Source organism: Actinokineospora globicatena, assembly GCF_024171945.1.
GTDB lineage: Bacteria > Actinomycetota > Actinomycetes > Mycobacteriales > Pseudonocardiaceae > Actinokineospora > Actinokineospora globicatena.
Map to the genome: position 1 here is coordinate 792,765 of NZ_JAMTCR010000006.1, position 21,838 is coordinate 814,602.

Consider the following 21,838-nt stretch of genomic DNA (forward strand, 5'->3'; position numbering starts at 1 on the left):
CGGGCCGTCACCTGTTCGGGCGCGCACGACCGTCCCTTTGGGAAGGTCCAGGGGGAGGGGGCGGATCCGCCGGTGGGGCGGCACGGCGACCGCGGTGGCCCCGGTCGACGCGGCTGGGCGCGCCACCGGGGCGACGGGTGATCAGTGCAGGCGCTGCTGGGGGATGGCCACACCGGGGTCGGCGGCCAGCGCGTCGGCGACGCTGCGGAACGGGGCGATCTCGGCGAGCAGGCGGGTGACCTCCATCGCGCGCAGCACCTGCGGGCAGCAGCAGGCCACCGCGACCCGGCCGCCGTCGCCCCTGGCCCGCTGCTGGGCCTGGGTGAGCAGGGTCAGGCCGCAGGCGCCGACGAACCCGACGTGGGTCAGGTCCAGCACCAGCAGCCGCGGCTTGCGGGCCAGCCGGACGGTCAGCGCCGCCTCGACGGTCGAGCGGGTGGCCAGGTCGATGTCGCCGCGCAGGCGCAGCACGGGCACCTCGGCGCCCAGTTCGCCCAGGCGGTCCTGGCAGATGGCTATCTCGGGTGGGTGCCTCATGGGTTTGTGGCGCTCCCTTGAATCGGGGCGGCCACGAAGAAAATGAAGTCCGAGCTCGGTCGTCGCCACCCGAATCGCATCTCCGACGCAGCATCACCGTGCGGTCGGCTCACCGACCACGCTACGCCCCGCAGCCCCACGCACAACCCCCCAACCCGCGCGCGGGGTGCTGACCAGCGGGAACGCCGGTCACAACCACCCGCGCCGAGCGGCGAGCAGGCCCGCCTGGAACCGGGTGTCGGCACCCAGGGTAGTCATCATCTCACCGATCCGGCGCACGACCGTGCGCTGGGCCACGCCGAGCGCCCGGGCGATCGCCTGGTCCTTGAGCCCGGCGGCCATCAGCGACAGCACCTGCCTGTCGCGCTCGGACAGCGTCGCGGTCCGCTCGGCGGCGTCCTGCCCGCCGAGCACCGGCGCGGCCTGGTCCCACAGCGCCTCGAAGCACATCACCAGGCCCTCCACCAGTGGCGCGGCATGCACCAAGAGCCGGGTCCTGGTCTCGGCCGAGGCGAACGACACCGGCATCAGCGCCACCCGGCGGTCCACGATCATCATCTTCATCGGCGCCGAGGCCAGCGTCCGGGCCTGCTCGCCGAGCTCGATGCAGGCCATCATCTGCGCGTAGTGGCCGGGCAGCGCCAGCGCCGGGCCGTGGTAGAGCGAGCGGTACCGCACCCCGCGCCCCAGCGCGACCAGCTCCTGGTCGTTCTGCACCGGCGTCCCGTGCAGGTACGGCGGCGCGTCGATGATCAGCACCTCTTCGCGCGCGCCCAGCTGCATCTGCGCCAACCGGTGCTGGATGACGTCGTTGCCCTCCAGGATCTCCACCAGGCTCGACTCCGCCGACGCCGGTGTCTCGCGCAGCCGCAGCGCCAACTCCCGCGCCGCCGCGCGCAGCCCCTCCAGTTCCTGCTGCCTGCGCGAGACCAGCGCCTCGATGGACACCTCGGGCGGGGCCACGACGTAGCGCATCGGCCGGGCCAGCAGCGTGGTGACCAGCCCGGCGGCGGTGAGGGTGCGCAGCGCCCTGCGCACCGCGGGCAGCGGCAGCTCGGCGGAGTCGGCGACGTCCTGGGCGGTCCCGCGCGGGGTGGTGGCGAGCGCGAGGTACACCGAGTTGTCCGTCTCGCTGAGCCCGACCGGCCCTAACAGGTGCGCCATGGCGACACCCTAGGCGCGGCCGCCGCGCCATCACAGCCCCTCGCGGCGGCCGCTGTGAAAATCCACGCGTGTCCTGATCGCGCCGTTGTCCTGTTCGACCCTCGTCCCGTCTGGGGCGCCGGGGCACGCTGGTCGGGCACGACCTCCTCGCTCCACCCTCCCTGCAGAAGAAGGATCCCGCCATGACCCGCGCCAACCGACGCGTTCGCGGCCTGAAGCGAGCGTTCGCCTCCGCGTGATCCGGTCGCTGGGCCGCCGTTCCCGGGGCGGCCCAGCGGCTGTCCGGACAACTGGTCTGGTCAGCAGGGGCTTGGTGGTGGGGTCTGGTTAGCGGGGTGGCCGCACGGTCCAGCGCAACGGGACCGAGCGGTAGTCCGACGTCGTGGCCGTGCCGATGACCGTGCCCGTGTTGTTGAGGCCGACCGGTGTCGCGTCGGTCTGGCCCGCGGTGCCGAGGTCGTAGGACCGCCCGGCCCGCCACAGGAAGACGCGGGTCTGGCCCTGCGGGGTCCGCGACCACCCGACCACGTCGCCGAGGTCGTTCACCGCCACCGCGGCGCTCTGGCCCCCGCCCGGTGACCCGAGTTCGACCGCCGCCCCGTCGCGCCACAGCGTCGCGCGACCACCGGAGGCGCCCACGATGTCACCGCGCTTGTTGATCGCCCGGCGGTTGTTGGACACCGTCGCGTCGCCTGCCCCGGTCAGCGCGGGCAGCGCGGCGACCTGGTCGCCCTCCCAGCGCAGGCCGACGCCGTTCTGGTTGCCCACGACCACGCCGTTGTCGTTCGCCGCGACCGGCCGGACCTCGCCCGTGCCGCCGGGGTACGCCGCGAGCCGCGCGCAGGTCGTCGCGTCGCACCGGAACGCGTAGGCGCCGGTCCCCGACATGGGCAGGAACGACCCCGCCGTGGTCCCGTTCTCGGTCACGACCGACAGCGACACGTGCGGGCCGGGCGTCGGCGCCGACAGCCTGCTGAACGCGCCGCCGCGCCAGTAGCCGATGTTCTCCATGTGGTACCCGGCGGTGCTGTTCGGGTAGGTGACGGGGGAGATGCCGCTGTCGGTGATGTCCCCGGTGCCGACGTAGGACCGCGCGGGCCCGGCCAACACCGTCGTCGTCCCGTCCTGCCACAACTTCGGCGTCCGCTCGTACTGCCCGCTACCGCCGTTGACGTACTCGGCCCCCACGACCTGCCCGAGGTTGTTGAGCCCCGTCGGCGACCCGCCACCGAGCACGCTCACCGAGTCCCCGCGCCACAGCACCACCTGCTCGGGCCCATCGGCCCGCCCGCCCGCGACGACATCGCCCCGGTCGTTGAGGTCCACCACCCCCGCACTGGTGAACCCCGGCGGTAGCGGTAACACGCCGTCCGTCAACAACGGACTCCGCACCGCCCCCGACGCCGCCCCCACCCCGATGAACGGCGCCACAGCCAGCACAACCCCGACAACCACGTACTTGCGCTTCATAGGACGAACCTAGTCGTCACCCGACCACCACAAACAGCACCCGGACAGACCAAAGTGGTCATTTCGAACCTCGAACCTCTTGTCCCACAAGGGATTTGCCCCGACCCGTTCGACGCACGACCACTTGCCGCCCACGTCCGCGGCTGAACGCGAACGACCCCACAACGGGCGACACCCCCGCCTGACCGACCGAGGCGGGGGTGTCGTGTCCGGACTGCGTGCTCCCGAACGGAACTGACTAGAAGGTCAGCTTCCAGCTGTTGATGTAGCCGGTGTCCTGGCGGTAGGTGTCCTGGACCTTGAGCTTCCACGTGCCGTTGGCGACCTCGGTGGAGGCGTTCACGGTGTAGGTCGCGACGACGTTGTCGGCCGAGTCGCTGGTGGAGGAGTTCTTCAGCCGGTAGGCCGAACCGTCCGGGGCGACGAGGTCGATGACGAGGTCACCGCGGTAGGTGTGCACGATGTTGACGTCGACCTTGAGCGTGGCCGGGGCGTTGCCCGAGATGCCCGAGACCGCGATGTCGCTGGTGATGGCGGCGCCCGCGTCGGGGATGTTCACGTCGTTGGTGTTCTCGAACGTGCGGCCCGACGGCGGGTTGGTCGTCGTGGTCGGCGGGGTCGTGGTGGTCGGCGGGGTGCCGCCCAGCTCGCTCGCCTTCGCCCGGATCGCCGAGGACAGCGCGCTCACCTCGGCGTACACGCCGGGGTAGTTCGGCCGGGCGCAGCCCTGGCCGTAGGAGACGATGCCGACCTGGACCCACTGGCCCGCGCCGTCCCTGCGGAACATCGGGCCACCGGAGTCGCCCTGGCAGGTGTCGGTGCCGCCCTGGGTGTAGCCCGCGCAGATCTCCACTGCGGACTTCAGGCTCGGGTACGCCGACTTGCACGACGAGTCCGACACGAACGGCACCTGCGCCTTGAGCAGGTACCGCTGCTGCGCGCCGCCCTCGGAGGCCGCGCCCCACCCGGCGATGTCGAAGGTGCCGGAGTCGTTGGCGGTGGTGGTGGCGATCGGCAGCAGCGCCGCGCCGGTGATCGGGCTGGCCAGCTGGATCAGCGCCCAGTCGCCACCGGTGGAGGTGGAGTAGCCCGGGTTGCGGTAGACGTACTTCGACTGCCGGGTGACCGCGGAGCTGCTCTGCAGGTCGACCACGCCGTAGGTCGCGGTGATGCCGGTGTTGTTGCCGGTGCTGTTGACGCAGTGCGCCGCGGTGAGCACGAGGCTCTCCGAGTACATCGCGCCGCCGCAGCCCATCGACAGCCGCACCATCCAGGGGAACTCCCCCTGGGCGGCGCGGGTGCCGCCGACGACCTGCGGGCTCATGTCGGTCGGCGGCTGCGCGCTCGGGGACGCGGCGAGTGCCTGGCCCGCCACGGCAGCGGCGGCGGCCACTGACCCGACGGCCAGCACCAGCGCCTTCTGGAGCTTGGTCAACCTCTTCAAGGGTCTGTCCTCTCGTGTCCACACAGCACGTTCGTCGGTGCTGTAGCAGGGTGTGGAATCCGTGGGACGGCTAGAAGGTGAGCTTCCAGCTGTCGATGTAACCGGTGTCGGAGCGGTAGGTGTCCTGGGCGCGCAGCTTCCAGGTGCCGTTCGCGACCTCCGTCGAGGCGTTCACGGTGTAGGTGGCGATGATGTTGTCCGCGGAGTCGCTGGTGGAGGAGTTCTTCAGCCGGTAGGCCGAACCGTCCGGGGCGACCAGGTCGAGCACCACGTCACCGCGGTAGGTGTGCTTGACGTCCACGTCGACCTTCAGCGCGGCAGGGGCGTTGCCGGTGACGCCGGAGACGACGATGTCGCTGGTGATCGCGGCACCCGCGTCGGGGATGTTCACGTTGTCGGCGTTCTCGAAGACCTTGCCGCCGGGGTCGGGCGGGGTGCCGTCGCAGGTCTTGCCGATCGCCCTCGGCGGGCAGTCGGAGTAGTCCAGCAGGTTGAGCACCGCGGCCTTGTTGCGCGCGGTCTCCCGCGAGATGACCTCGTCGGGCGGGTAGAAGCCGCCGCCGCTGGAGCCGGTCGGGTACATCTCGAAGGTGAACGCCCAGATCTTGTGCGCGCCCCACAGGTAGTCGTCGATCGCGCCGTCGGTGATGTAGAGCGTCGAGTCCTGCTCCGGGGTGTAGCCGTTGGTCGCGGCCATCGACTTGCCCAGCGTCTGGAAGGTGTTGTACTCGTCGCGGGTCATACCGGGCACGACCTGGTCGTAGGTCCAGCCGAACGGCCACATGACCAGCTCGCCGTAGGAGTGGAAGTCGATGGCGGTGCTGAGCTGCTGCTTGCCGCCCACGACCCGGCTCTTGACGAAGTTCTGCACCGTGGACACCTCGGGCGCCGAGCCGGGGGACGGGCCGCGGTAGGTGTCGGAGCTGGGGCTGGTCGACGAGCCGCCGCAGCAGCCCCACTTGAAGTCCCAGTTGCGGTTGAGGTCGGTGCCCACCGCGCTCGAGCCCGAGTTGGGCTGCCGGTTCTTGCGCCAGCTGCGGTAGGACCCGGTGGCGATGTCGTACTCGCCGCCGTCGGGGTTGAGGTCGGGCAGGACCCAGATCTCCCGCGAGTCGACCAGGCCCTTGATCCGGCTGTCGGTGGCGTAGTTGTCGGTGAACAGGTTCACCAGGTACACCGCCATCTCCACGGTGATGTGCTCACGCGCGTGCTGGTGGTGGGTGAACAGCACCTCGGGTTCGTTCTCGTCGGTCGCGGCGTTGTCGGAGATCTTGAACGCGTACAGGTCGCGGTTCTGGTACGACTTGCCGATGACCTGCTTGCTGATCAGGCCGGGGTGGTCGGTGACCGCCTTGTTCAGCTCGGCGACCATCTCGGCGTAGTTGTGGTAGCCGGCGTCGGCGCTCGGGAAGTCCAGCGCCCCGGCACCACCCCGGTCACCGGGTGGGGCGGCGTCGGCGACCACGCCGAAGCCGAGCGCGCGGATCTTCGCGACCTCGGCCGGGGTGGCGGTGATCAGCAGGCGGCTGTCCTCGCGGCCGTTGACCGCGGCACCGGTCGCCGCGATCGCGCTGCGCTGCTGCACGGTGCGCACGCCCGAGACGGCGTACTCCGCGGTCGCGCGCTGCTCGGCCTGGGCCTGTTGCCCGCCGGAGGCGACACCACCGGTGGACACCACCACCGCGGCCGCCACGGTGATGGCGGCGAGCAGGGTGAATCGAGTGCGTTTCAACGTTCCTCCCGCAGGGAGCGCCGCGGACGGCGCTGGAGGGTTTGCCGCCACCGGGCCGCGTCCGGATCAGACGCGGCGTCGACAGCGTTACCGGCGAATACTGGCCCCTCTTCCGCGCCCTCGGCAAGACCGGGACGGGCATGGGATGTTGCCGTTTCTTCCCATCTGTTGATCCGCGTCCGGGCGTCGGTGGGAAATCGCTGGTATGACCGGGCGATACCGCAGCCGATCACCCGCACGGGCGCGCACGTTCGGTACGCTGCTTCAGGTCAACCGCTGGTCAGGGCGGTGACAGACCGAAAGCGCGGCTATCTGTCAACGGTGAAAACCCTTGCGTACCCGGTCGGCCGATACCTGGGTCCGCCTTGTCCGGCTCCGGTTTCGGTAAGTGCCGGGATATCGCTGCAGCTACCGGATCGGGTATCTCTCAATCGGGGACCGGGGACGGATCGAATTACCCGGTGATTTCCCAACGGACGGCCCCGATATCGAACGTGGCGCCGCCGCTCGTGCAACGAACCACCTCTTCCGCTGCCGGGCGGCCGCAGCTACCTTCCGGTAGGTGGACCCGGCCCCGCACTGCTTCGCCGACGCCTTGCGCGCGGCCATCGCCGACAGTGAGACGACCCTCGAACGCGTCGCCGAGGCGCTGCGCGCGAGGGGGACTCCGGTCAGCCTCGCGACGCTGAGCTACTGGCAAACCGGGCGCAGCCGACCCGAACGGCCGCGCTCGATCGCCGCGTTGGGCCACTTGGAGGACTTGCTCGGCCTCGCCGCCGGTGGCCTGCGCGGGTTGCTGGAAGCGCCGCGCCCCCGAGGTCGGTCCGCCCGGCGCGCGCCGCAGCCGCTGGCCGCGTCCGCGCCGTGGGCCGACACCACCGAGTTCCGCCGCCTGGTCGCCGAACTCGACCTGAGCCACGACTCGGCGCTGACCCGGCTCTGGGCGCACGACCGGATCGAGATCGGCGCCGACCGGGCCAAGCGGGTGCAGCGCTCCAGCCAGGTGCTGCGCGCCGAGCGCGACGGCGTCGACCGCCTGGTCGTCACCAGCTGGGCCGAGCGCGAGGGCGGCCAACCGCCGTCGCTGACCGGCACCCGCAACTGCACCCTCGGCCGGGTCAACGTCGACCTGCGCGGCGGCCAGGTCGCCGCCGAACTGCTCTTCGACCGCCCCCTGGGCCGCCGCGAGACGATCGTCGTGGAGCACGAGTCGCACCTGCCGACCCCGCGCCCGGTCGCCTACGGCCACCAGCGGGTCAGCCGGATGCCGGTGCGCCAGTACCTGCTCGAGGTCCGCTTCGACCCGCGCGCCCTGCCCCGCTACTGCGTCCAGTTCGCCGAGGTCGACGGCCGCGAGCAGGTCAGGGCCCTGACCCTGGACTCCGCCTACACCGCGCACGCCATGGCCATCGACCTCGAACCCGGCCGCTACGGCGTCCGCTGGGCCTGGGGCGCGAGCTGAGGTCCCCCGGATTGTCGTCCCGGTGCGGCATGCTGGGCCGGTGACCACCGAGCCGCTGATCCCGGACCCGCTCTACACGGGCCTGTCGTCGCTGGCCAGCCAGGAGGCCACCCGCTTCACCGACCGCAACCTGCGCGTCCGCCGCTCCCCGGTGGTCCACGCGGTCCGGATGACCCCCTGGGTGGCAGGCCTGACCATGCCCGCCCCAGCCTGCGGCCAAGGCTGGTCCGGCCCCGGCGCGGGCGAACTCCACCCCGCCGCTGAACCCGTCACCTGCGGCCACTGCCTCTCCTCAGCCGAAGCCCGCGCCGCCGCGGTCACCGGGTCCGCGGTCACCCAGCCACCACTGCCTTTCCCCGCCTGACCGCACCTGCGACCAGGGGGAATCCCGCACGAGCGAACCGATGCCGTGGTCGCTGCCTGTCTTGAGTCTTGGCCACGACGTCAGCTAGTCAGGTGCTGCCGTCCCGGGGCTGACCTGTGGTGGTCGGCAGTTCTGTCGGGTTGGTGGGCGGTATCGGTCGGGGAGTGGGTGGCGGCACTACCGTTCTGGGCATGAGTGGGAGCCAGCACGGGGTGATCAGTGTGGTTGGCGAGGTGTTGGTCGACCTCGTCGCTGGGCCGGATGGGCGGACTTTCACCGCGCATCCGGGTGGTGGGCCTGCCAACGCGGCGATCGCGGTGGCGCGGCTCGGGGGGCGGGCGGTGTTGAGCACCACCTTCGGCGACGACCTGTTCGGTGCCCTCGTCCGCGCGCACCTCGAAGAGTCCGATGTGGACATCCGCATGCTGTCGTCCACCGGCGCGACCAGCGTCGCCTTCGCTGCCACCGACGAGCACGGGGTCGCCCGCTACGACTTCCGGGTGTCCTGGGACGTCCAAGCCGTCCCGCTGGTGGACGGGGCCGCGTTCCTGCACACCGGGTCGCTGGCGGCGGCGCTGGCGCCCAGTGCGGTGGAGGCCGCGATGCGGGCGGCGCGGGCGGCGGGCACCCCGGTCAGCCTCGACCCGAACATCCGCCCGACGCTGGCCGGGCGGCCCGAGGTCGCCCGTGCGCGGTTCGAGCGGCAGGCCGGGCTCGCGGACGTGCTGAAGGTCAGCGAGGAGGACCTGGAGTGGCTCTACCCGGGCACCGACCCGGTCAGCCGCGCCGAGTCGCTGCTCATCCTCGGTCCGCGGCTGGTCGTGTTGACCCGGGGACCGCGCGGCGCCCTCGCGGTGACCACCGCGCTGGCCGTCGAGCGCCCGGCTCCGGCCGTCGACGTCGTCGACACGGTGGGGGCGGGGGACGCGTTCACCGCGGGCCTGGTGAGCGTGCTGGCCCGCCGGGAGGTGCCCCTCGGTCGGCTCGACGAGACCACCCTCGGCGACGCACTGGCGGTGGCCACGACCGTCGGGGCGATCACCTGCTCGCGGGCCGGGGCCGACTCGCCGCGCGCGGACGAACTGGGCGCGGTGGCCGCCCTGTTGGACCGGGGTCCGGCATCCGGTTGAACCCAGCGTGTCGTTCGCCACCCTTCCGGGTTAACTCGACCCTGGTTGTCGGAGGTCTGATGACACGGCCATCCGGCCCAATATCACCCCTACGGGGCTCCATCTTCCGGGTGACGGTTGCGCCAGGGGGCGCGCGGCCACCACCCTGACGAGTACGACGTACGGTGGGGGCCGTTCGAAGCGGTCGCCGCGTGTCCTACTCTGTTCACCGTCCGTTGCCGCTTCCTGTGGAGTCAGTCACATGCCTGCTGCCGAGTCCGAGCCCTGGGAAGACTGCGCCAAGGGCATGGCGATCGACTTCGACGCGCCCAACCAGGCGCGCCTGTTCGACGCCCTTCTCGGTGGTAGGGACAACTACGCGGCCGACCGGGCGGCCGTCGAGCAGCTCGCGGTGCTGGCCCCCGGTGTTCGGCAGATGGCGAAGGACCACCGTGAGTGGTTCTGCCGGGCGCTGCGGCTGTTGGTCACCCAGCGTGGTGTGGACCAGTTCATCGATCTGGGGTCCGGGCTGCCGACCGTGGACAACACCCACCAGATCGTGCAGCGGCACAACCCGGACGCGAAGGTGGTCTACATCGACAACGACCCCGTGGTCCTCGCGCACGGCCGGGCGCTGCTCGAGGAGAACGACAACACCCACATGCTCGACTACGACATCACCGAGCCCGAGTTCGTGACCACCGACCCGGACCTGCGCCGCCGGATCGACTTCGACCGCCCCATCGGCCTGATGCTGTGCGCGGTCACCGGCCACCTGCTCGACGACGTCGTCGCCCGCGCCACCGTCCACGGCTGGGTCGACGCCCTGGCCCCCGGCTCCTACGTCGTCATCAGCCAGCAGTACGACCACGCCGACGGCAGCCACTACGCCCACCTCGCCGCCGCCCTGCGCGACGGCTTCCGCAACACCAAGATCGCCACCGCCTTCCGCGACCGCACCGAGGTCGAGTACTGGTTCAAGGGCCTCGAGCTGATCGAACCCGGCCTCACCTTCCTGCACGAGTGGTGGCCCGACGGCCCCCGCATGACCCCCCTCAACGACATGAACTTCATGATGCTCTGCGGCATGGGCCGCAAGCTCTAGCCGACACCCGTCAGCCCGGTGGGCCGTTCCGCACGAGGTTCACCAGGGCTCGGGCGGCTGGGCTGAGGGCGTCCCCGCTTCTCCAGGCCAGGACTACCCGGCCGACGGGTACCGGGTGGGTCAGCCGGACCACCGCGATCTCGCCCCGGTGTGCCTCCGCCACCGCCGCCGGGACGATCGCGACGCCCATGCCGTGGGCCGCCAGGGACACCACCACGTCCGGGGCGCTCGCCTCGAACCCTACCCGCGGCGCGAACCCCGCGGCCGCGCACGCGCCCTCCAAGGCGGCACGCAGCCCCGTCCCCGTCGGCAGGCACCCGAGGACCCGGTCCCGCAGCCCCGCGACGCGCACGCTCGCCCGTCCCGCCAACGGATCCCCGGCCGCGACCACCCCCACCAGTGGCTGTTCGGTCAACACCACGCTCTCGATCCCCGCAGGCACCTCCCCGGCCACGCTGACCCACGCGAGGTCCACCGCCCCCGCCAGGATCCCCGCGACCAGCCGGTCCGACGTGTCCTCCCGCAGGCTGACCTCCACCCCCGGGTGCGCCGCGTGGAACCCCGCCAGCAGCCGCACCAGGTCACCGGCGGGCGTGGCGGTCAGCATCCCCACCCGGACCCGCCCCCGCAGCAGCCCGGCCACCGCGTCCACCGCCGCCCGCGCGTCCGCCACCGCCCCCACCGCGGCCCGGGCGTACGGCAGCAGCGCCTCCCCGGCCTGCGTCAGCCGCACCACGCGCCCGGACCGGTCGAACAGGACCTGCCCGAGTTCCCGCTCCAGCCGCCGCACCTGCGCGCTGATCCCCGGCTGCGCCACCCTCTCCCGCTCGGCGGCCCGGGTGAACCCGCCTTCCTCCGCCACCGCGATGAAGTACTCCAGCTGACGCAGCTCCATAAGCATCAGTTCTAGCACCTGGAACAAGCCGCTATTCGACTTATGGCCCGACCGCGCCGAGACTGGGGGCATGACTCCTGAAGAGACAGTCCGGACCTACTTCGACTCCTGGAAGGCCAAGGACTTCGACCGCCTGCGCGCGATCCTCGCCGACGACGTCACCTTCACCGGGCCGCTGGGCAAGGCAAACGGCGCCGACGAGTGCCGCGCGGGCATCGAGGGTCTCTCCGCGATCGTCACCGATGTCGTTGTGCGGCACCGGTTCGTCGACGGCGACGACGTGCTGACGTGGTTCGAGCTGCACACCACCGAGGCGGGTCCCGTGCAGACGGCGAACTGGAGTCACGTCCACAACGGAAAGGTCGACCGGATCCAGGTCACCTTCGACCTGAGGGAGCTCCTGCGCTGAACCGGTGCGCCAGCAGCGTGCCGCCCGCCATGGCCGCCGGGAACACCACGAGCGCGGCGAACGGGATGAGGCACAGCAGGTAGACCGGGATACCGAAGCCCAGCGTCATGGCCCGGTTGCTCCGCAGCGCCCGGCGGCGGTCGCGGAGGCTGACCCCGCGGCGGACGAACGGGATGGCGGTCATCTCGATGGTCAGCAGCCACGCGCCGACGCACACCGCCAGGACCGGGACGACCGTCTGGCCGAGGACCGGGATGAACCCGAGCGCGAACAGCACGATGGCCCACAGCAGCGCCCGCACGACCAGCAGCACCCCGTCGCGCAGGCCGATCCACGCCGAGCGGCCCCAGCCGATCTCCTGCGCGGACGGGACACCGCCGAGTTCGCGGTCCTCGACCTCCTCGGCGATGCTCTCGTAGAACGGGCTCCCGATGATCAGCGTCAGCGCCGCGAACAACACCATCGACAGCGCGACCGCGCCGATCACCAGCGCGATCCCGGTGCCGACCCGCAGCAGCACGCGCCAGGTCTGCGACCAGTCGTCGGCGAACGGGGTGGCCCAGGCGACCAGGTCACCGGCGGTCAGCGCGAGCCCGGTCAGCCCGGCGAAGAGCAGGACGCTGGTCAGCAGCGCGGGCAGCGCGCCGCGCACCAGCAGCCGCCGGTTCCCCAGCACCAGGGCGAACCCCCGGCCGAGGAGGCGGGAACCGGTACCGAGGTCGCGCAGCGCTGTGATCACGAACGGCATCCTACGGAAACCTTGACCTCTACATTGCTAGAGCTTTTACCGTCGCCGCAGGACAATCGGACCACGACACAGGGGAGTCGGACGTGGACATGCAGATGGCGGCCTGGGACTCGCTCTACCGCACCGTCAACAACCGGGTGGACGGTCGACCGGCGGCGCGCGCCACGCTGCGCCGGATCACCGCGTTCGCCCGCCCGCACCGCCGCCGGATCGGCTGGTTCCTGCTGGTCAGCGTGGTGCTCTCGGCGCTGGCGGTGGCCACACCGGTGCTCGCCGGGCACGTGGTCGACGCGATCGTCGGCCGGGCGGATCCGAGCGTGGTGCTGTGGCTGGCTGCCGTCATCGCCGGGGCGGCGTTACTGGAGGCGGGCATCGGCCTGCTCGGCCGCTACCTCTCGGCGAGCATCGGCGAGGGCCTGATCCTGGACCTGCGCACCAGGGTGTTCGACCACGTGCAGCGGATGCCGGTCGCGTTCTTCACCCGCACCCGCACGGGCGCCCTGGTCAGCAGGCTCAACAACGACGTCATCGGCGCCCAGCGCGCCTTCAGCGACACCCTGTCCGGGGTGGTCGGCAACCTCGTCACGCTGACCCTCACCCTGGTGGTGATGATCGGCATCTCCTGGCAGGTGACCGTCCTGGCGCTGCTGCTGCTCCCGGTGTTCGTGGTGCCCGCGCGCCGGATGGGCACCCGGCTGGCCGCCATGCGCCGCGAGGCCGCCGAGCACAACGCGGCGATGGCCACCCGGATGACCGAGCGGTTCTCCGCCCCGGGCGCCACCCTGGTCAAGCTGTTCGGCCGCCCCGACCGCGAGTCGGCCGAGTTCGCCGCCCGCGCCGACCGGGTCCGCGACATCGGCCTGCGCTCGGCGATGGTGCAGACCGTGTTCGTCACCGCGCTGACCCTCGTCTCCGCGCTCGCGCTGGCCCTGGTCTACGGCCTCGGCGGGCACTTCGCGCTCACCGGCGCGCTCGAACCGGGTGCCGTCGTGGCCCTGGCCCTGCTGCTGACCAGGCTCTACGCCCCGCTGACCGCGCTCGCCGGGGCCAGGGTCGAGGTGATGAGCGCGCTGGTCAGCTTCGAGCGGGTCTTCGAGGTGCTCGACCTGCCGCCGCTGATCACCGACGCCCCCGACGCCCGCCCGGTGCCCGAGGGCCCGGTCGCGGTGGAGTTCGACCGGGTCGACTTCGCCTACCCCGCCGCCGACAAGGTGTCGCTCGCCTCGCTGGAGGAGGTCGCCACGCTCGACACCCGCGGCGGCGAGCAGGTGCTGCACGAGGTGTCCTTCCGCGCCGAGGCGGGCACGCTGACCGCCCTGGTCGGCTCGTCCGGCGCGGGCAAGTCCACCATCGCGCACCTGGCCAACCGCCTCTACGACGTCGACACCGGCGCGGTCCGGCTCTCCGGGGTCGACCTGCGGGAGTTGGCCGCCGATTCCGTGCGCGACGCCGTCGGCCTGGTCACCCAGGACGGGCACCTGTTCCACGAGTCGATCCGGGACAACCTGCTGCTGGCCAGGCCCGAGGCCGACGAGCCCGACCTGTGGGACGCGCTGCGCCGCGCCCGGCTGGCCGACCTGGTCGCCGCCCTGCCCGACGGCCTGGACACCGTCGTCGGCGAGCGCGGCTACCGGCTCTCCGGCGGCGAGCGGCAGCGGCTGACCATCGCCCGGCTGCTGCTGGCCCGCCCCAGGGTCGTGGTGCTCGACGAGGCGACCGCGCACCTGGACGCCACCTCGGAGGTCGCCGTGCAGGCCGCGCTCACCGAGGCGCTGGCCGGTCGCACCGCCATCGTCATCGCGCACCGGCTGGCCACCATCCGCGCCGCCGACCAGATCCTGGTCGTCGAGGCGGGCCGGATCGTCGAGCGCGGCGGGCACGCCGAGCTGCTCGCGGCGGGCGGCCGCTACGCCGAGCTGTACCGCACCCAGTTCGCCGACGAGGTGCCCGTCGCCGCCTGAGTCACCCGATCGTCGCGCGCCGAACGGGTGAAGTCCGCGCCCACTTCAGCCGTTCGTCGCGTTAGGACAGTGCGAAGATCGCGGAAGCATTGCAGCTCAACGGCATGGGACCGGTAACACTACGGCAACCGGGGGACTTCACAGGCAGGGCATGCTGGAGCGATGCCAGCTGCCGCCAACACCACGGACACACCGGACCCGCGCCAGATCGCCGAGGACACCTGTCGCGCGCTGCTCGGCGCGCACGCGGGCATCGGCGCCGACGTGGTCACCGCCGTGGTGCTGCAGGCGGCCGAGGAGCTGGTGGGCCGGGCCCGCCCGCCGGAGGAGTTCCGCCGGATGCTGCACCGCCGCGCGAGCGCCCGGCTGGCCGCCATGGCGGGCGTGCTGACCCCGATCACCTCCGGCTGACCCGCCCCGCCGTGGCCGCACCCCCGCCGGTGTCGTGGACGCTTAACATCTACGAAACCGCCGAGGGGGACCACGATGCCGGACGACGAGGAGCCGACGCGCCCGCGCGCCCGGCTGCCCTTCGTCCGAAGATCCCCGGTGGACCCGTCCGGGGTGCTCGCCGCGGCCAGGCGCGTCACCGACGACCTCGCCACCGGCCTGACCGGCGCGGGCGTCGCCTCCGCCACCCGCGGGCTGCGCCGCCTGCTCGACGCGGACGCCGTCGGCCTCGCCGACCTGTCCGGCCGCTCCACCTGGGCGGGCCCGGTCCCGTCCGGCACCCGCTGGGCCGCGCTGGTCGACGAGGTCATGCACAGCGAGACCAGCGCGGGCAGGCCACCGCTGGTCGTGCTCCCGCTGCACGTGCACGACGAGCTGGCCGGGACGCTGCTCATCGCGGGCAAGGTCCCCGCGCGGGCCACCCGTGAGGCCACCGAACTCGTCGTCGCCGCGCTGCGCCGGGCCCGGCTGGAGGCCTCCGCCGAACAGGCCGCGCGCGCCGAACTGCGGGCACTGCGCGCGGAGATCTCCCCGCACTTCGTCTACAACGCGCTGACCGTCATCGCCGCGCTCGTGCACTCGGACCCGGAGCGCTCGCACGAGCTGATGCTCGACTTCGCCGACTACAACCGCTACAGCCTGGCCCGCCACGGCGAGTACACCACCGTGGCCGAGGAGTTCCACGCGATCGAGACGTACCTGGCGCTGCAGCGGGCGGTGCTGGGGGAGCGGCTGCGCGTGCAGGTGCGGGTGGCCCCCGAGGTGCTCGCCGTGGCGATCCCGTACCTGGTGCTGCAGCCGCTGGTGGAGAACGCGGTCCGGCACGGCGTCGAACCGCGCGCGGCGGGCGGCCTGGTGCAGGTCAGGGGTGAGGCCGAGGGCGGCGACTGCGTCATCACCGTCGACGACGACGGCGTCGGCATGGCCCCCGCGCACGCCGAGGCGATCCTGGCCGGTCGCGGTCCGGAGGGCAGCGTCGGGCTCTCCAACGTCGACCGCAGGCTGCGCACCGTCTACGGCTCCTGGTACGGGCTGGTGGTCGAGACCGAGCGGGACGCGGGCACCAAGGTGGTCGTCCGGATGCCGATGTTCGCCCCGGGGGTGGTGGCGCCGTGACCGGCGTGCGGGTGTTGGCCGTCGACGACGTGCGGGCCGCGCTGGACGAGCTGTGCCGGTTGCTGCGCGCGTCCCCGGACGTGGCCGAGGTGCGGGGGGCGGGCGACGCGCTCAGCGCGCTGAAGGTGCTGCAGGCCGAGCCGTTCGACGCGGTGTTCCTCGACATCTCCATGCCCGGCCTCAACGGCCTGGAGTTGGCGTCGCTGCTGGCCAAGCTCACCGACCCGCCGGTGATCGTGTTCGTCACCGCCTACGACGGCCACGCGGTCTCCGCCTACGGCATCGGCGCGGTCGACTACCTGCTCAAACCGGTCCGCGCCGAACGCCTCGCCGACGCGCTGACGCGGGTCGTGCGCGCCACCGCCGCCCGTCGCGCGACCGTCGCCGAGTCCGTGCGGCCGGACGCGATGCCCGCGCTGCCGGTCGAGTCCGACGGCCGCACGCGCTACGTCCGGCGGGCTGAGGTCCAGTTCGCCGAGGCCCACGGCGACTACGTCCGCCTGCACACCCCGTCCGGCGTCCACCTCGTGCGGATGCCGATCTCGCGCTTGCAGGAGTACTGGGAGGGCTCCGGCTTCGCCCGAGTCCACCGCGGCTTCCTCGTCGCCCTCGACGCCGTCCGCGAACTCCGCAGCGACTCCGTCGGCGGCATGCTCGCCCACACCTCCCTAGGCGACGTCCCCGTAAGCCGCCGCCACGCCCGAGAACTCCGCGAACGCCTCCTCCTAGCCGCCCAACGCGGCGAACTGGGCAAGCGATGATCCTCCACTGTGGACACTTCTTGGGTTGTTCTGCCGCAGAACGATCACCCGGCCCCCGACTTGCCCACCGCGCTGGCTCGCTGGCTGCTGTTCTGGCCCCGACCTGCGGGTTCTCGGGTTCTGCCGCGCCGATTTCCCCTCTTCTGGGTGACAGAAGTTATCCACATGTGGATCTCCACGGGGGTCGGTTCAAGATCGACTGTCGGGGGGTGCCGGTAGACTGGACCAGGGCCGCCCCCCGGAGAGGGTGGGGGCCGGGCACTCGCTTTTCGCGCGCGCGAGGCCGTTCGGCGGGGCCGGGGCGTGTAGTGGGGTGCGGGGCGTTTTGGCAGGTCAGGGCGGGGTGTGGGCAGGGAATCGGGATTGCGGGTCCGAGTGGGCAATTGGGCCGGAGTCGGTTGATCAGTTCGACCCAGCCAACTCGACTAACTCGCACTTCCGGCACGACCTACCCCAGCCAGCAGTCCAGCCCACCGCGTCCGCCCAAGCAGACTCCGCCGCCAAGCTGGGCCTGTCTTGGCGAGCAGGCCAGTCCATCGCATCTGCCCGGTTGGGTTTGTCCTAGCCAGCAGACCTGCCCGCCGCGGCTGCCCATTCGGACTCACCCGCTCGGTAGACCCTGCCCCACCCAGCAGGCCGGCCCGCTGCATCTGCCCAGTCAGACCTGCCCCAGCCAGCGGACAAGCCCGCCCCATCCACCCGGCCGGGCCCGGCAACCCAGCGCACCCCGGTCATCCACCCCGATGGAGGTGGCGCGATGAGTCCGCATCGGCGGGTGGTGGTGACCAGTCCGCAGACTCGGTTGGCGCATGCGCGGCGGCGGAGTCGGGCGGCTTGGCGGGCTCCGACGCTTGATCCGGTGGAGGCGCGGCAGGCGCAGCGGGTGTACAGGGCGCAGCGGGCCCCGGCGTTGATGGCACTAGGTGCGCTGGGCGTGCTCCTCTTCGGACTCCCCGTTCTCCTGGATCTCCTCCCCGCCTGGGACAACGTCCGACTCCTGGGCATCCCCCTGTCCTGGATCGCCATCGTCGCTGTTCCCTTCCCCGCCATGGTGGCGATCTCGCACTGGCAGTTGCGGCGCGCGGAACGGGCCGAGGAGCCCGAGTGATCGCCCTCTTCGCCGTCACCCCGGTCGTCCTGCTGACCCTGTTGGTCGGGTTGCGCGGGGTCGCGGCAGTGCGCACGACCTCCGACTTCCTCGTCGCGTCCCGCAGGGTGTCGCCGTTGCTGAACTCGGCGGCCGTGTCGGGGGAGTACCTGTCGGCGGCGTCGTTCCTCGGGGTGGCGGGGTTGGTGGTCAAGGACGGCATGGGCGCGCTCTGGTACCCGGTCGGGTTCACCGCCGGGTACGTCGCGATGCTCGTGCTGGTCGCCGCCCCCATGCGCCGCTCCGGTGCGGTGACGGTCCCGGACTTCGCCGAGGCCCGGCTGGCCTCGACGCCGCTGCGCAAGCTCGCCGCCGTCACCGTCCTGGTCATCGCGGGCCTCTACCTGGTGCCCCAGTTCCGCACCGCCGGTCTCGTGCTCAGCGTCGTCAGCGACGGCCCGTACTGGGTCGGCGTGGTGATCGCGGCCGTGGTCGTCAGCGTGACCCTCGCCGTGGGCGGGATGCGCGCGGCGACCTACGTGCAGGCGTTCCAGTTCTGCTTCAAGCTCGTCCTGTTCATCGTCCCGGCGATCTGGTTGCTGCTCCAGGTCGGCCCGCAGGTGCGCCACGACGCCGTGCACCCGGTGGAGTTCACCCACTTCACCCGTGACACCCCGGTCGACTTCGGCCTCGAGGTGACGCTCCTGCTCGACGACCCGCTCACCGTCACCACCGCCGACGGCACGCCACTGCCCATACGAGCGGGGGAGTACCGGGTCGCGGAGGGGACCACCCTCGTCTTCCCCGCCGGTGCCCCCGTCCCCGGTGTGCGCGGCGGCGCGGCCCCCGGCGGCCCCGACTGGCAACGCCCCCTGCTCGACCCGCACGACGCGGGCCACCCCGTCCTCGGCACCTGGGCGGTCCTCATCGCCACGATGCTCGGCACCATGGGCCTGCCGCACGTCCTGATGCGCTTCCACACCAGCCCCGACGGCCGCTCCGCCCGCCGCACCGCCGCGATCACCGTGGGCCTGCTCAGCGTCTTCTACCTCTTCCCCGGCATCTACGGCACCCTCGCCAAGGTCCTCGTCCCGCAGCTCTACCTCTCCGGCGCCACCGACACCGCCGTCGTGGCCCTACCGTCCCAAGTGGACGCTGGCTCGACCGGCACTGTCTTCACCGCCCTGCTCACCGCAGGCGCGTTCGCCGCGTTCCTGGCCACCTCCCTGGGACTCCTGCTCGTCGTCGCGGGCGCCATCTCGCACGACCTCGTCCCCGGCGGACTGGCCAGGCTCCGCTTCACCGTCGTCGCGGCGGCGGCGGTGGTCGTCCTGCTCGCCCTGCCCTCCGCCCGGTTGGACGCCGGTGTCCTGGTCACCTGGGGCTTCACCGTCGCGGCCGCCACCTTCTGCCCGTTGCTGGTGCTCGGCATCTGGTGGTCGCGGCTCACCGCGGCGGGCGCCATCGCCGGGGTCGCCGCCGGGCTCGCGGGCACGGCAGGCGCGATCGCGCTCACCCTGTTCGGGCCGCCCGTGTCCGGGCTGGCCGCGATCCTCATCGCCCAGCCCGCGCCGTGGGCGGTGCCGCTCGCCTTCGCCACCATGGTCGGGGTGTCGCTGCTCGGCAGGCCCCCGGCGTGGTCGCAGGCCGCGATGTTGCGGCTGCACCTGCGGGAACGCCGCGACACCGGACCGGCGTGGGGACGTGACCCGGGCCACTCGTCGCCCGTGACCCGCCGTTCGTCGGCCACTCGTCGCGTCATCCGTCGTTTGGGCCGCTGACCTCTCCCCGCCGCCGGGCGCCCTCCCTACCGTGACGCGGACCACCATCGAGGGGAGGCGCCCTGATGAGCACAGCGAACCCGCCGGAGCCCGGCAGCACGGAACCGGACCCCAGCAGCACGGCGGTCGACTGGGAGAAGGTGCACGACTCAGCGGAGTTCGTGGAACTGCGCCGCCGGTTACGCCGGTTCGTGTTCCCGATGACCGCGCTGTTCCTGGTCTGGTACCTGGTCTACGTCCTGCTCGCCGACTACGCGCACGGCTTCATGGCCACCAAGCTCGTCGGCGACATCACCGTCGGCCTCGTGCTCGGCCTGCTCCAGTTCGTCTCGACCTTCGTGATCACCAGCCTCTACGTGCGCTACGCCGACCGCAAGCTCGACCCGCTGGCCACCCGCATCCGTGAGTCCGTCGAGGAAGGGGCTGGCAAGTGAGCGCCGTCGCCGCCGGGGTCACCGGCAACAACCCCGCCCTCAACATCGGGATCTTCGCGGCGTTCGTCGCCATCACGCTCGTGGTGGTGTTCCGGGCCAGCCGCAACACCAAGACCGCCGCCGACTACTACGCCGCCGGGCGCGCGTTCACCGGCCCGCAGAACGGCGTCGCCATCGCGGGCGACTACCTGTCGGCCGCGTCGTTCCTGGGCATCGCGGGCGCCATCGCGCTCAACGGCTACGACGGCTTCCTCTACTCCATCGGCTTCCTGGTCGCCTGGCTGGTCGCGCTGCTGCTGGTCGCGGAACTGCTGCGCAACACCGGCAAGTACACGATGGGCGACGTCCTGGCCTTCCGGATGCGGCAGCGCCCGGTCCGCGCCGCCGCGGCCACCTCAACCCTGGTCGTGTCGTTCTTCTACCTGCTGGCCCAGATGGCCGGTGCGGGCGGCCTCGTCGCGCTGCTGCTGGGCATCACCAACAAGACCGGCCAGGCCGTGGTGATCGCCGCCGTCGGCATCATCATGATCGTCTACGTGCTGGTCGGCGGCATGAAGGGCACCACCTGGGTGCAGATCATCAAGGCGGCACTGCTGATCACCGGCGCGCTGGCGATGACCATCTGGGTGCTGGCCAAGTTCGGCTTCAACCTCTCCACCCTGCTCGGCGCCGCCGTCGACGCGGGCGGCAAGACCGGTGAGGCGCTGCTGAGCCCCGGCAAGCAGTACGGCGCCACCGGGACCAGCAAGCTCGACTTCCTGTCCCTGGGCCTGGCCCTCGTGCTGGGCACCGCGGGCCTGCCGCACATCCTGATGCGCTTCTACACCGTGCCCACCGCCAAGGAGGCCCGCCGCTCGGTGGTCTGGGCGATCTGGCTGATCGGCATCTTCTACCTGTTCACCCTGGTCCTCGGGTACGGGGCCGGTGCCATCGTCGGCCCCGAGGCCATCAGGAACGCGCCGGGCAAGGGCAACTCCGCCGCCCCGCTGCTGGCCCAGGCACTGGGCGGACCGGTCCTGCTGGGACTGATCGCCGCCGTCGCCTTCGCCACCATCCTGGCCGTGGTGGCCGGGTTGACCATCACCGCGTCGGCCTCGTTCGCGCACGACATCTACGCCAACATCATCAAGAAGGACAAGCTGACCGACAAGAACGCCGAGGTCCGGGTCGCCAGGATCACCGCGGTGGTCATCGGCATCGTCGCGATCATCGGCGGCATCGTGGCCAACGGGCAGAACGTGGCCTTCCTGGTGGCGCTGGCGTTCGCGGTGGCGGCCTCGGCGAACCTGCCGACCATCCTGTACTCGCTGTTCTGGAAGCGCTTCAACACCTCCGGCGCGCTGTGGAGCACCTACGGCGGCCTCGCGGCGAGCATCGTCCTGATCGTGTTCTCACCCGCGGTGTCCGGCAAGCCCTCGACGGCCTCCACGCCGTCGATGATCCAGGGCGTCGACTTCCACTGGTTCCCGCTGGAGAACCCCGGCATCGTCTCCATCCCGCTGGCGTTCTTCCTCGGCTGGCTCGGCACGGTCCTGTCCAAGGAACGCCGCGACGACAAGTACGCCGAGATGGAGGTCCGCGCCTTGACCGGCACCGGTGCGGAGAAAGCAACGTCTCACTAGCAACACTCCCTTCCGCCGCTAGTAACACTCCCTCTCGCCACCCGCCACCCGCCACCCGCCACCCGCCCCCACGTCCCCGCCCGGCATCGTTCCCGGCTTGGCGGGGCAGGGTCGCCCGACACCGATCCCGACTGGGCCGGGCGGGGGTGCCTGCCCCGTTTCGGGTGAGGTGGGGCGGGGTAAGAAC

The 21,838-nt window shown here is 71.9% G+C and carries 20 protein-coding genes and 1 pseudogene; 13 read left to right on the forward strand and 8 right to left on the reverse strand.

Going from position 1 to position 21,838, the window contains the following annotated elements; translation table 11 throughout:
- Positions 1-141: 141 nt before the first annotated feature.
- From LV79_RS31050 to LV79_RS31070, 6 genes and pseudogenes are all read right to left on the reverse strand, one after another.
- Entirely contained in the window at positions 142-537 is a 396-nt protein-coding gene (locus LV79_RS31050) for an STAS domain-containing protein (RefSeq protein ID WP_253841841.1), read from the reverse strand.
- 189 nt (positions 538-726) lie between these two features.
- Entirely contained in the window at positions 727-1,701 is a 975-nt protein-coding gene (locus LV79_RS31055) for a helix-turn-helix transcriptional regulator (RefSeq protein ID WP_253841842.1), read from the reverse strand.
- Between the two features lie 327 nt (positions 1,702-2,028).
- Positions 2,029-3,171, reverse strand: a complete 1,143-nt coding sequence (locus LV79_RS31060; protein WP_253841843.1) for a hypothetical protein — start codon at positions 3,169-3,171, stop codon at positions 2,029-2,031.
- 238 nt (positions 3,172-3,409) lie between these two features.
- A complete protein-coding gene (locus LV79_RS34860) occupies positions 3,410-3,730 on the reverse strand; it encodes a proprotein convertase P-domain-containing protein (protein WP_372495511.1) in 321 nt (106 codons plus the stop codon).
- Between the two features lie 84 nt (positions 3,731-3,814).
- Positions 3,815-4,615: pseudogene (locus LV79_RS31065) on the reverse strand (S1 family peptidase); the annotation flags it as partial.
- A gap of 70 nt (positions 4,616-4,685) precedes the next feature.
- Positions 4,686-6,347 (reverse strand): M14 family metallopeptidase, encoded by a 1,662-nt coding sequence (locus tag LV79_RS31070; RefSeq protein WP_253841845.1) that lies wholly within the window; start codon positions 6,345-6,347, stop codon positions 4,686-4,688.
- Positions 6,348-6,909: 562 nt separating this feature from the next.
- Here LV79_RS31070 and LV79_RS31075 point away from each other — a divergent pair.
- From LV79_RS31075 to LV79_RS31090, 4 genes are all read left to right on the forward strand, one after another.
- Positions 6,910-7,809, forward strand: coding sequence for an XRE family transcriptional regulator (locus LV79_RS31075; protein WP_253841846.1), 900 nt, complete (start codon positions 6,910-6,912; stop codon positions 7,807-7,809).
- A 40-nt stretch (positions 7,810-7,849) separates the two neighbouring features.
- Positions 7,850-8,173: a hypothetical protein gene (locus LV79_RS31080; protein ID WP_253841847.1), complete on the forward strand. Its 324-nt coding sequence runs from the start codon at positions 7,850-7,852 to the stop codon at positions 8,171-8,173.
- 191 nt (positions 8,174-8,364) lie between these two features.
- Positions 8,365-9,303 carry a carbohydrate kinase family protein gene (locus LV79_RS31085; protein ID WP_253841848.1) on the forward strand — a complete coding sequence of 313 codons (939 nt, stop codon included), beginning with the start codon at positions 8,365-8,367 and terminating at the stop codon, positions 9,301-9,303.
- Positions 9,304-9,544: 241 nt separating this feature from the next.
- Positions 9,545-10,387, forward strand: coding sequence for an SAM-dependent methyltransferase (locus LV79_RS31090; protein ID WP_253841849.1), 843 nt, complete (start codon positions 9,545-9,547; stop codon positions 10,385-10,387).
- A gap of 10 nt (positions 10,388-10,397) precedes the next feature.
- Here LV79_RS31090 and LV79_RS31095 read toward each other — a convergent pair whose 3' ends face one another.
- Positions 10,398-11,282: a LysR family transcriptional regulator gene (locus LV79_RS31095; RefSeq protein ID WP_253841850.1), complete on the reverse strand. Its 885-nt coding sequence runs from the start codon at positions 11,280-11,282 to the stop codon at positions 10,398-10,400.
- A gap of 70 nt (positions 11,283-11,352) precedes the next feature.
- On the opposite strand from LV79_RS31095, the gene LV79_RS31100 reads away from it, so the two are divergent.
- Entirely contained in the window at positions 11,353-11,691 is a 339-nt protein-coding gene (locus LV79_RS31100; RefSeq protein ID WP_253841851.1) for a nuclear transport factor 2 family protein, read from the forward strand.
- Here the strand turns inward: LV79_RS31100 and LV79_RS31105 are convergent.
- Positions 11,660-12,439 (reverse strand): EI24 domain-containing protein, encoded by a 780-nt coding sequence (locus tag LV79_RS31105; protein ID WP_253841852.1) that lies wholly within the window; start codon positions 12,437-12,439, stop codon positions 11,660-11,662. The two genes, LV79_RS31100 and LV79_RS31105, sit on opposite strands and share 32 nt — an antisense overlap.
- Positions 12,440-12,528: 89 nt before the next feature.
- On the opposite strand from LV79_RS31105, the gene LV79_RS31110 reads away from it, so the two are divergent.
- From LV79_RS31110 to LV79_RS31145, 8 genes are all read left to right on the forward strand, one after another.
- Complete coding sequence (locus LV79_RS31110) at positions 12,529-14,400, forward strand: ABC transporter ATP-binding protein (RefSeq protein ID WP_253841896.1); 1,872 nt, start codon at positions 12,529-12,531, stop codon at positions 14,398-14,400.
- Positions 14,401-14,562: 162 nt separating this feature from the next.
- Positions 14,563-14,811, forward strand: a complete 249-nt coding sequence (locus LV79_RS31115; RefSeq protein ID WP_253841853.1) for a hypothetical protein — start codon at positions 14,563-14,565, stop codon at positions 14,809-14,811.
- 75 nt (positions 14,812-14,886) lie between these two features.
- Entirely contained in the window at positions 14,887-15,966 is a 1,080-nt protein-coding gene (locus LV79_RS31120; RefSeq protein ID WP_253841854.1) for a sensor histidine kinase, read from the forward strand.
- On the forward strand, positions 15,963-16,727 hold the full coding sequence (locus LV79_RS31125) for a LytR/AlgR family response regulator transcription factor (protein ID WP_253841855.1): 765 nt from the start codon (positions 15,963-15,965) through the stop codon (positions 16,725-16,727). The genes LV79_RS31120 and LV79_RS31125 overlap by 4 nt, the downstream gene beginning before the upstream one ends.
- An 859-nt stretch (positions 16,728-17,586) precedes the next feature.
- A complete protein-coding gene (locus LV79_RS31130; protein WP_308208975.1) occupies positions 17,587-17,835 on the forward strand; it encodes a hypothetical protein in 249 nt (82 codons plus the stop codon).
- Entirely contained in the window at positions 17,832-19,595 is a 1,764-nt protein-coding gene (locus LV79_RS31135) for a sodium/solute symporter (protein ID WP_253841857.1), read from the forward strand. The genes LV79_RS31130 and LV79_RS31135 overlap by 4 nt, the downstream gene beginning before the upstream one ends.
- 65 nt (positions 19,596-19,660) lie before the next feature.
- Positions 19,661-20,029: a DUF485 domain-containing protein gene (locus LV79_RS31140; protein ID WP_253841858.1), complete on the forward strand. Its 369-nt coding sequence runs from the start codon at positions 19,661-19,663 to the stop codon at positions 20,027-20,029.
- Entirely contained in the window at positions 20,026-21,651 is a 1,626-nt protein-coding gene (locus LV79_RS31145) for a monocarboxylic acid transporter (RefSeq protein ID WP_253841859.1), read from the forward strand. Before LV79_RS31140 ends, LV79_RS31145 begins: the two co-directional genes overlap by 4 nt.
- Positions 21,652-21,838: the final 187 nt, after the last annotated feature.

What these genes read in the sequence shown, in the direction of transcription:
- LV79_RS31050 (WP_253841841.1), bottom strand. Translation starts at nt 537, where the DNA reads ATGAGGCACCCACCCGAGATAGCCATCTGCCAGGACCGCCTGGGCGAA.
- LV79_RS31055 (WP_253841842.1), bottom strand. Translation starts at nt 1,701, where the DNA reads ATGGCGCACCTGTTAGGGCCGGTCGGGCTCAGCGAGACGGACAACTCG.
- LV79_RS31060 (WP_253841843.1), bottom strand. Translation starts at nt 3,171, where the DNA reads ATGAAGCGCAAGTACGTGGTTGTCGGGGTTGTGCTGGCTGTGGCGCCG.
- LV79_RS31085 (WP_253841848.1), top strand. Translation starts at nt 8,365, where the DNA reads ATGAGTGGGAGCCAGCACGGGGTGATCAGTGTGGTTGGCGAGGTGTTG.
- LV79_RS31090 (WP_253841849.1), top strand. Translation starts at nt 9,545, where the DNA reads ATGCCTGCTGCCGAGTCCGAGCCCTGGGAAGACTGCGCCAAGGGCATG.
- LV79_RS31095 (WP_253841850.1), bottom strand. Translation starts at nt 11,282, where the DNA reads ATGGAGCTGCGTCAGCTGGAGTACTTCATCGCGGTGGCGGAGGAAGGC.
- LV79_RS31100 (WP_253841851.1), top strand. Translation starts at nt 11,353, where the DNA reads ATGACTCCTGAAGAGACAGTCCGGACCTACTTCGACTCCTGGAAGGCC.
- LV79_RS31105 (WP_253841852.1), bottom strand. Translation starts at nt 12,439, where the DNA reads ATGCCGTTCGTGATCACAGCGCTGCGCGACCTCGGTACCGGTTCCCGC.
- LV79_RS31110 (WP_253841896.1), top strand. Translation starts at nt 12,529, where the DNA reads ATGCAGATGGCGGCCTGGGACTCGCTCTACCGCACCGTCAACAACCGG.
- LV79_RS31115 (WP_253841853.1), top strand. Translation starts at nt 14,563, where the DNA reads ATGCCAGCTGCCGCCAACACCACGGACACACCGGACCCGCGCCAGATC.
- LV79_RS31120 (WP_253841854.1), top strand. Translation starts at nt 14,887, where the DNA reads ATGCCGGACGACGAGGAGCCGACGCGCCCGCGCGCCCGGCTGCCCTTC.
- LV79_RS31140 (WP_253841858.1), top strand. Translation starts at nt 19,661, where the DNA reads ATGAGCACAGCGAACCCGCCGGAGCCCGGCAGCACGGAACCGGACCCC.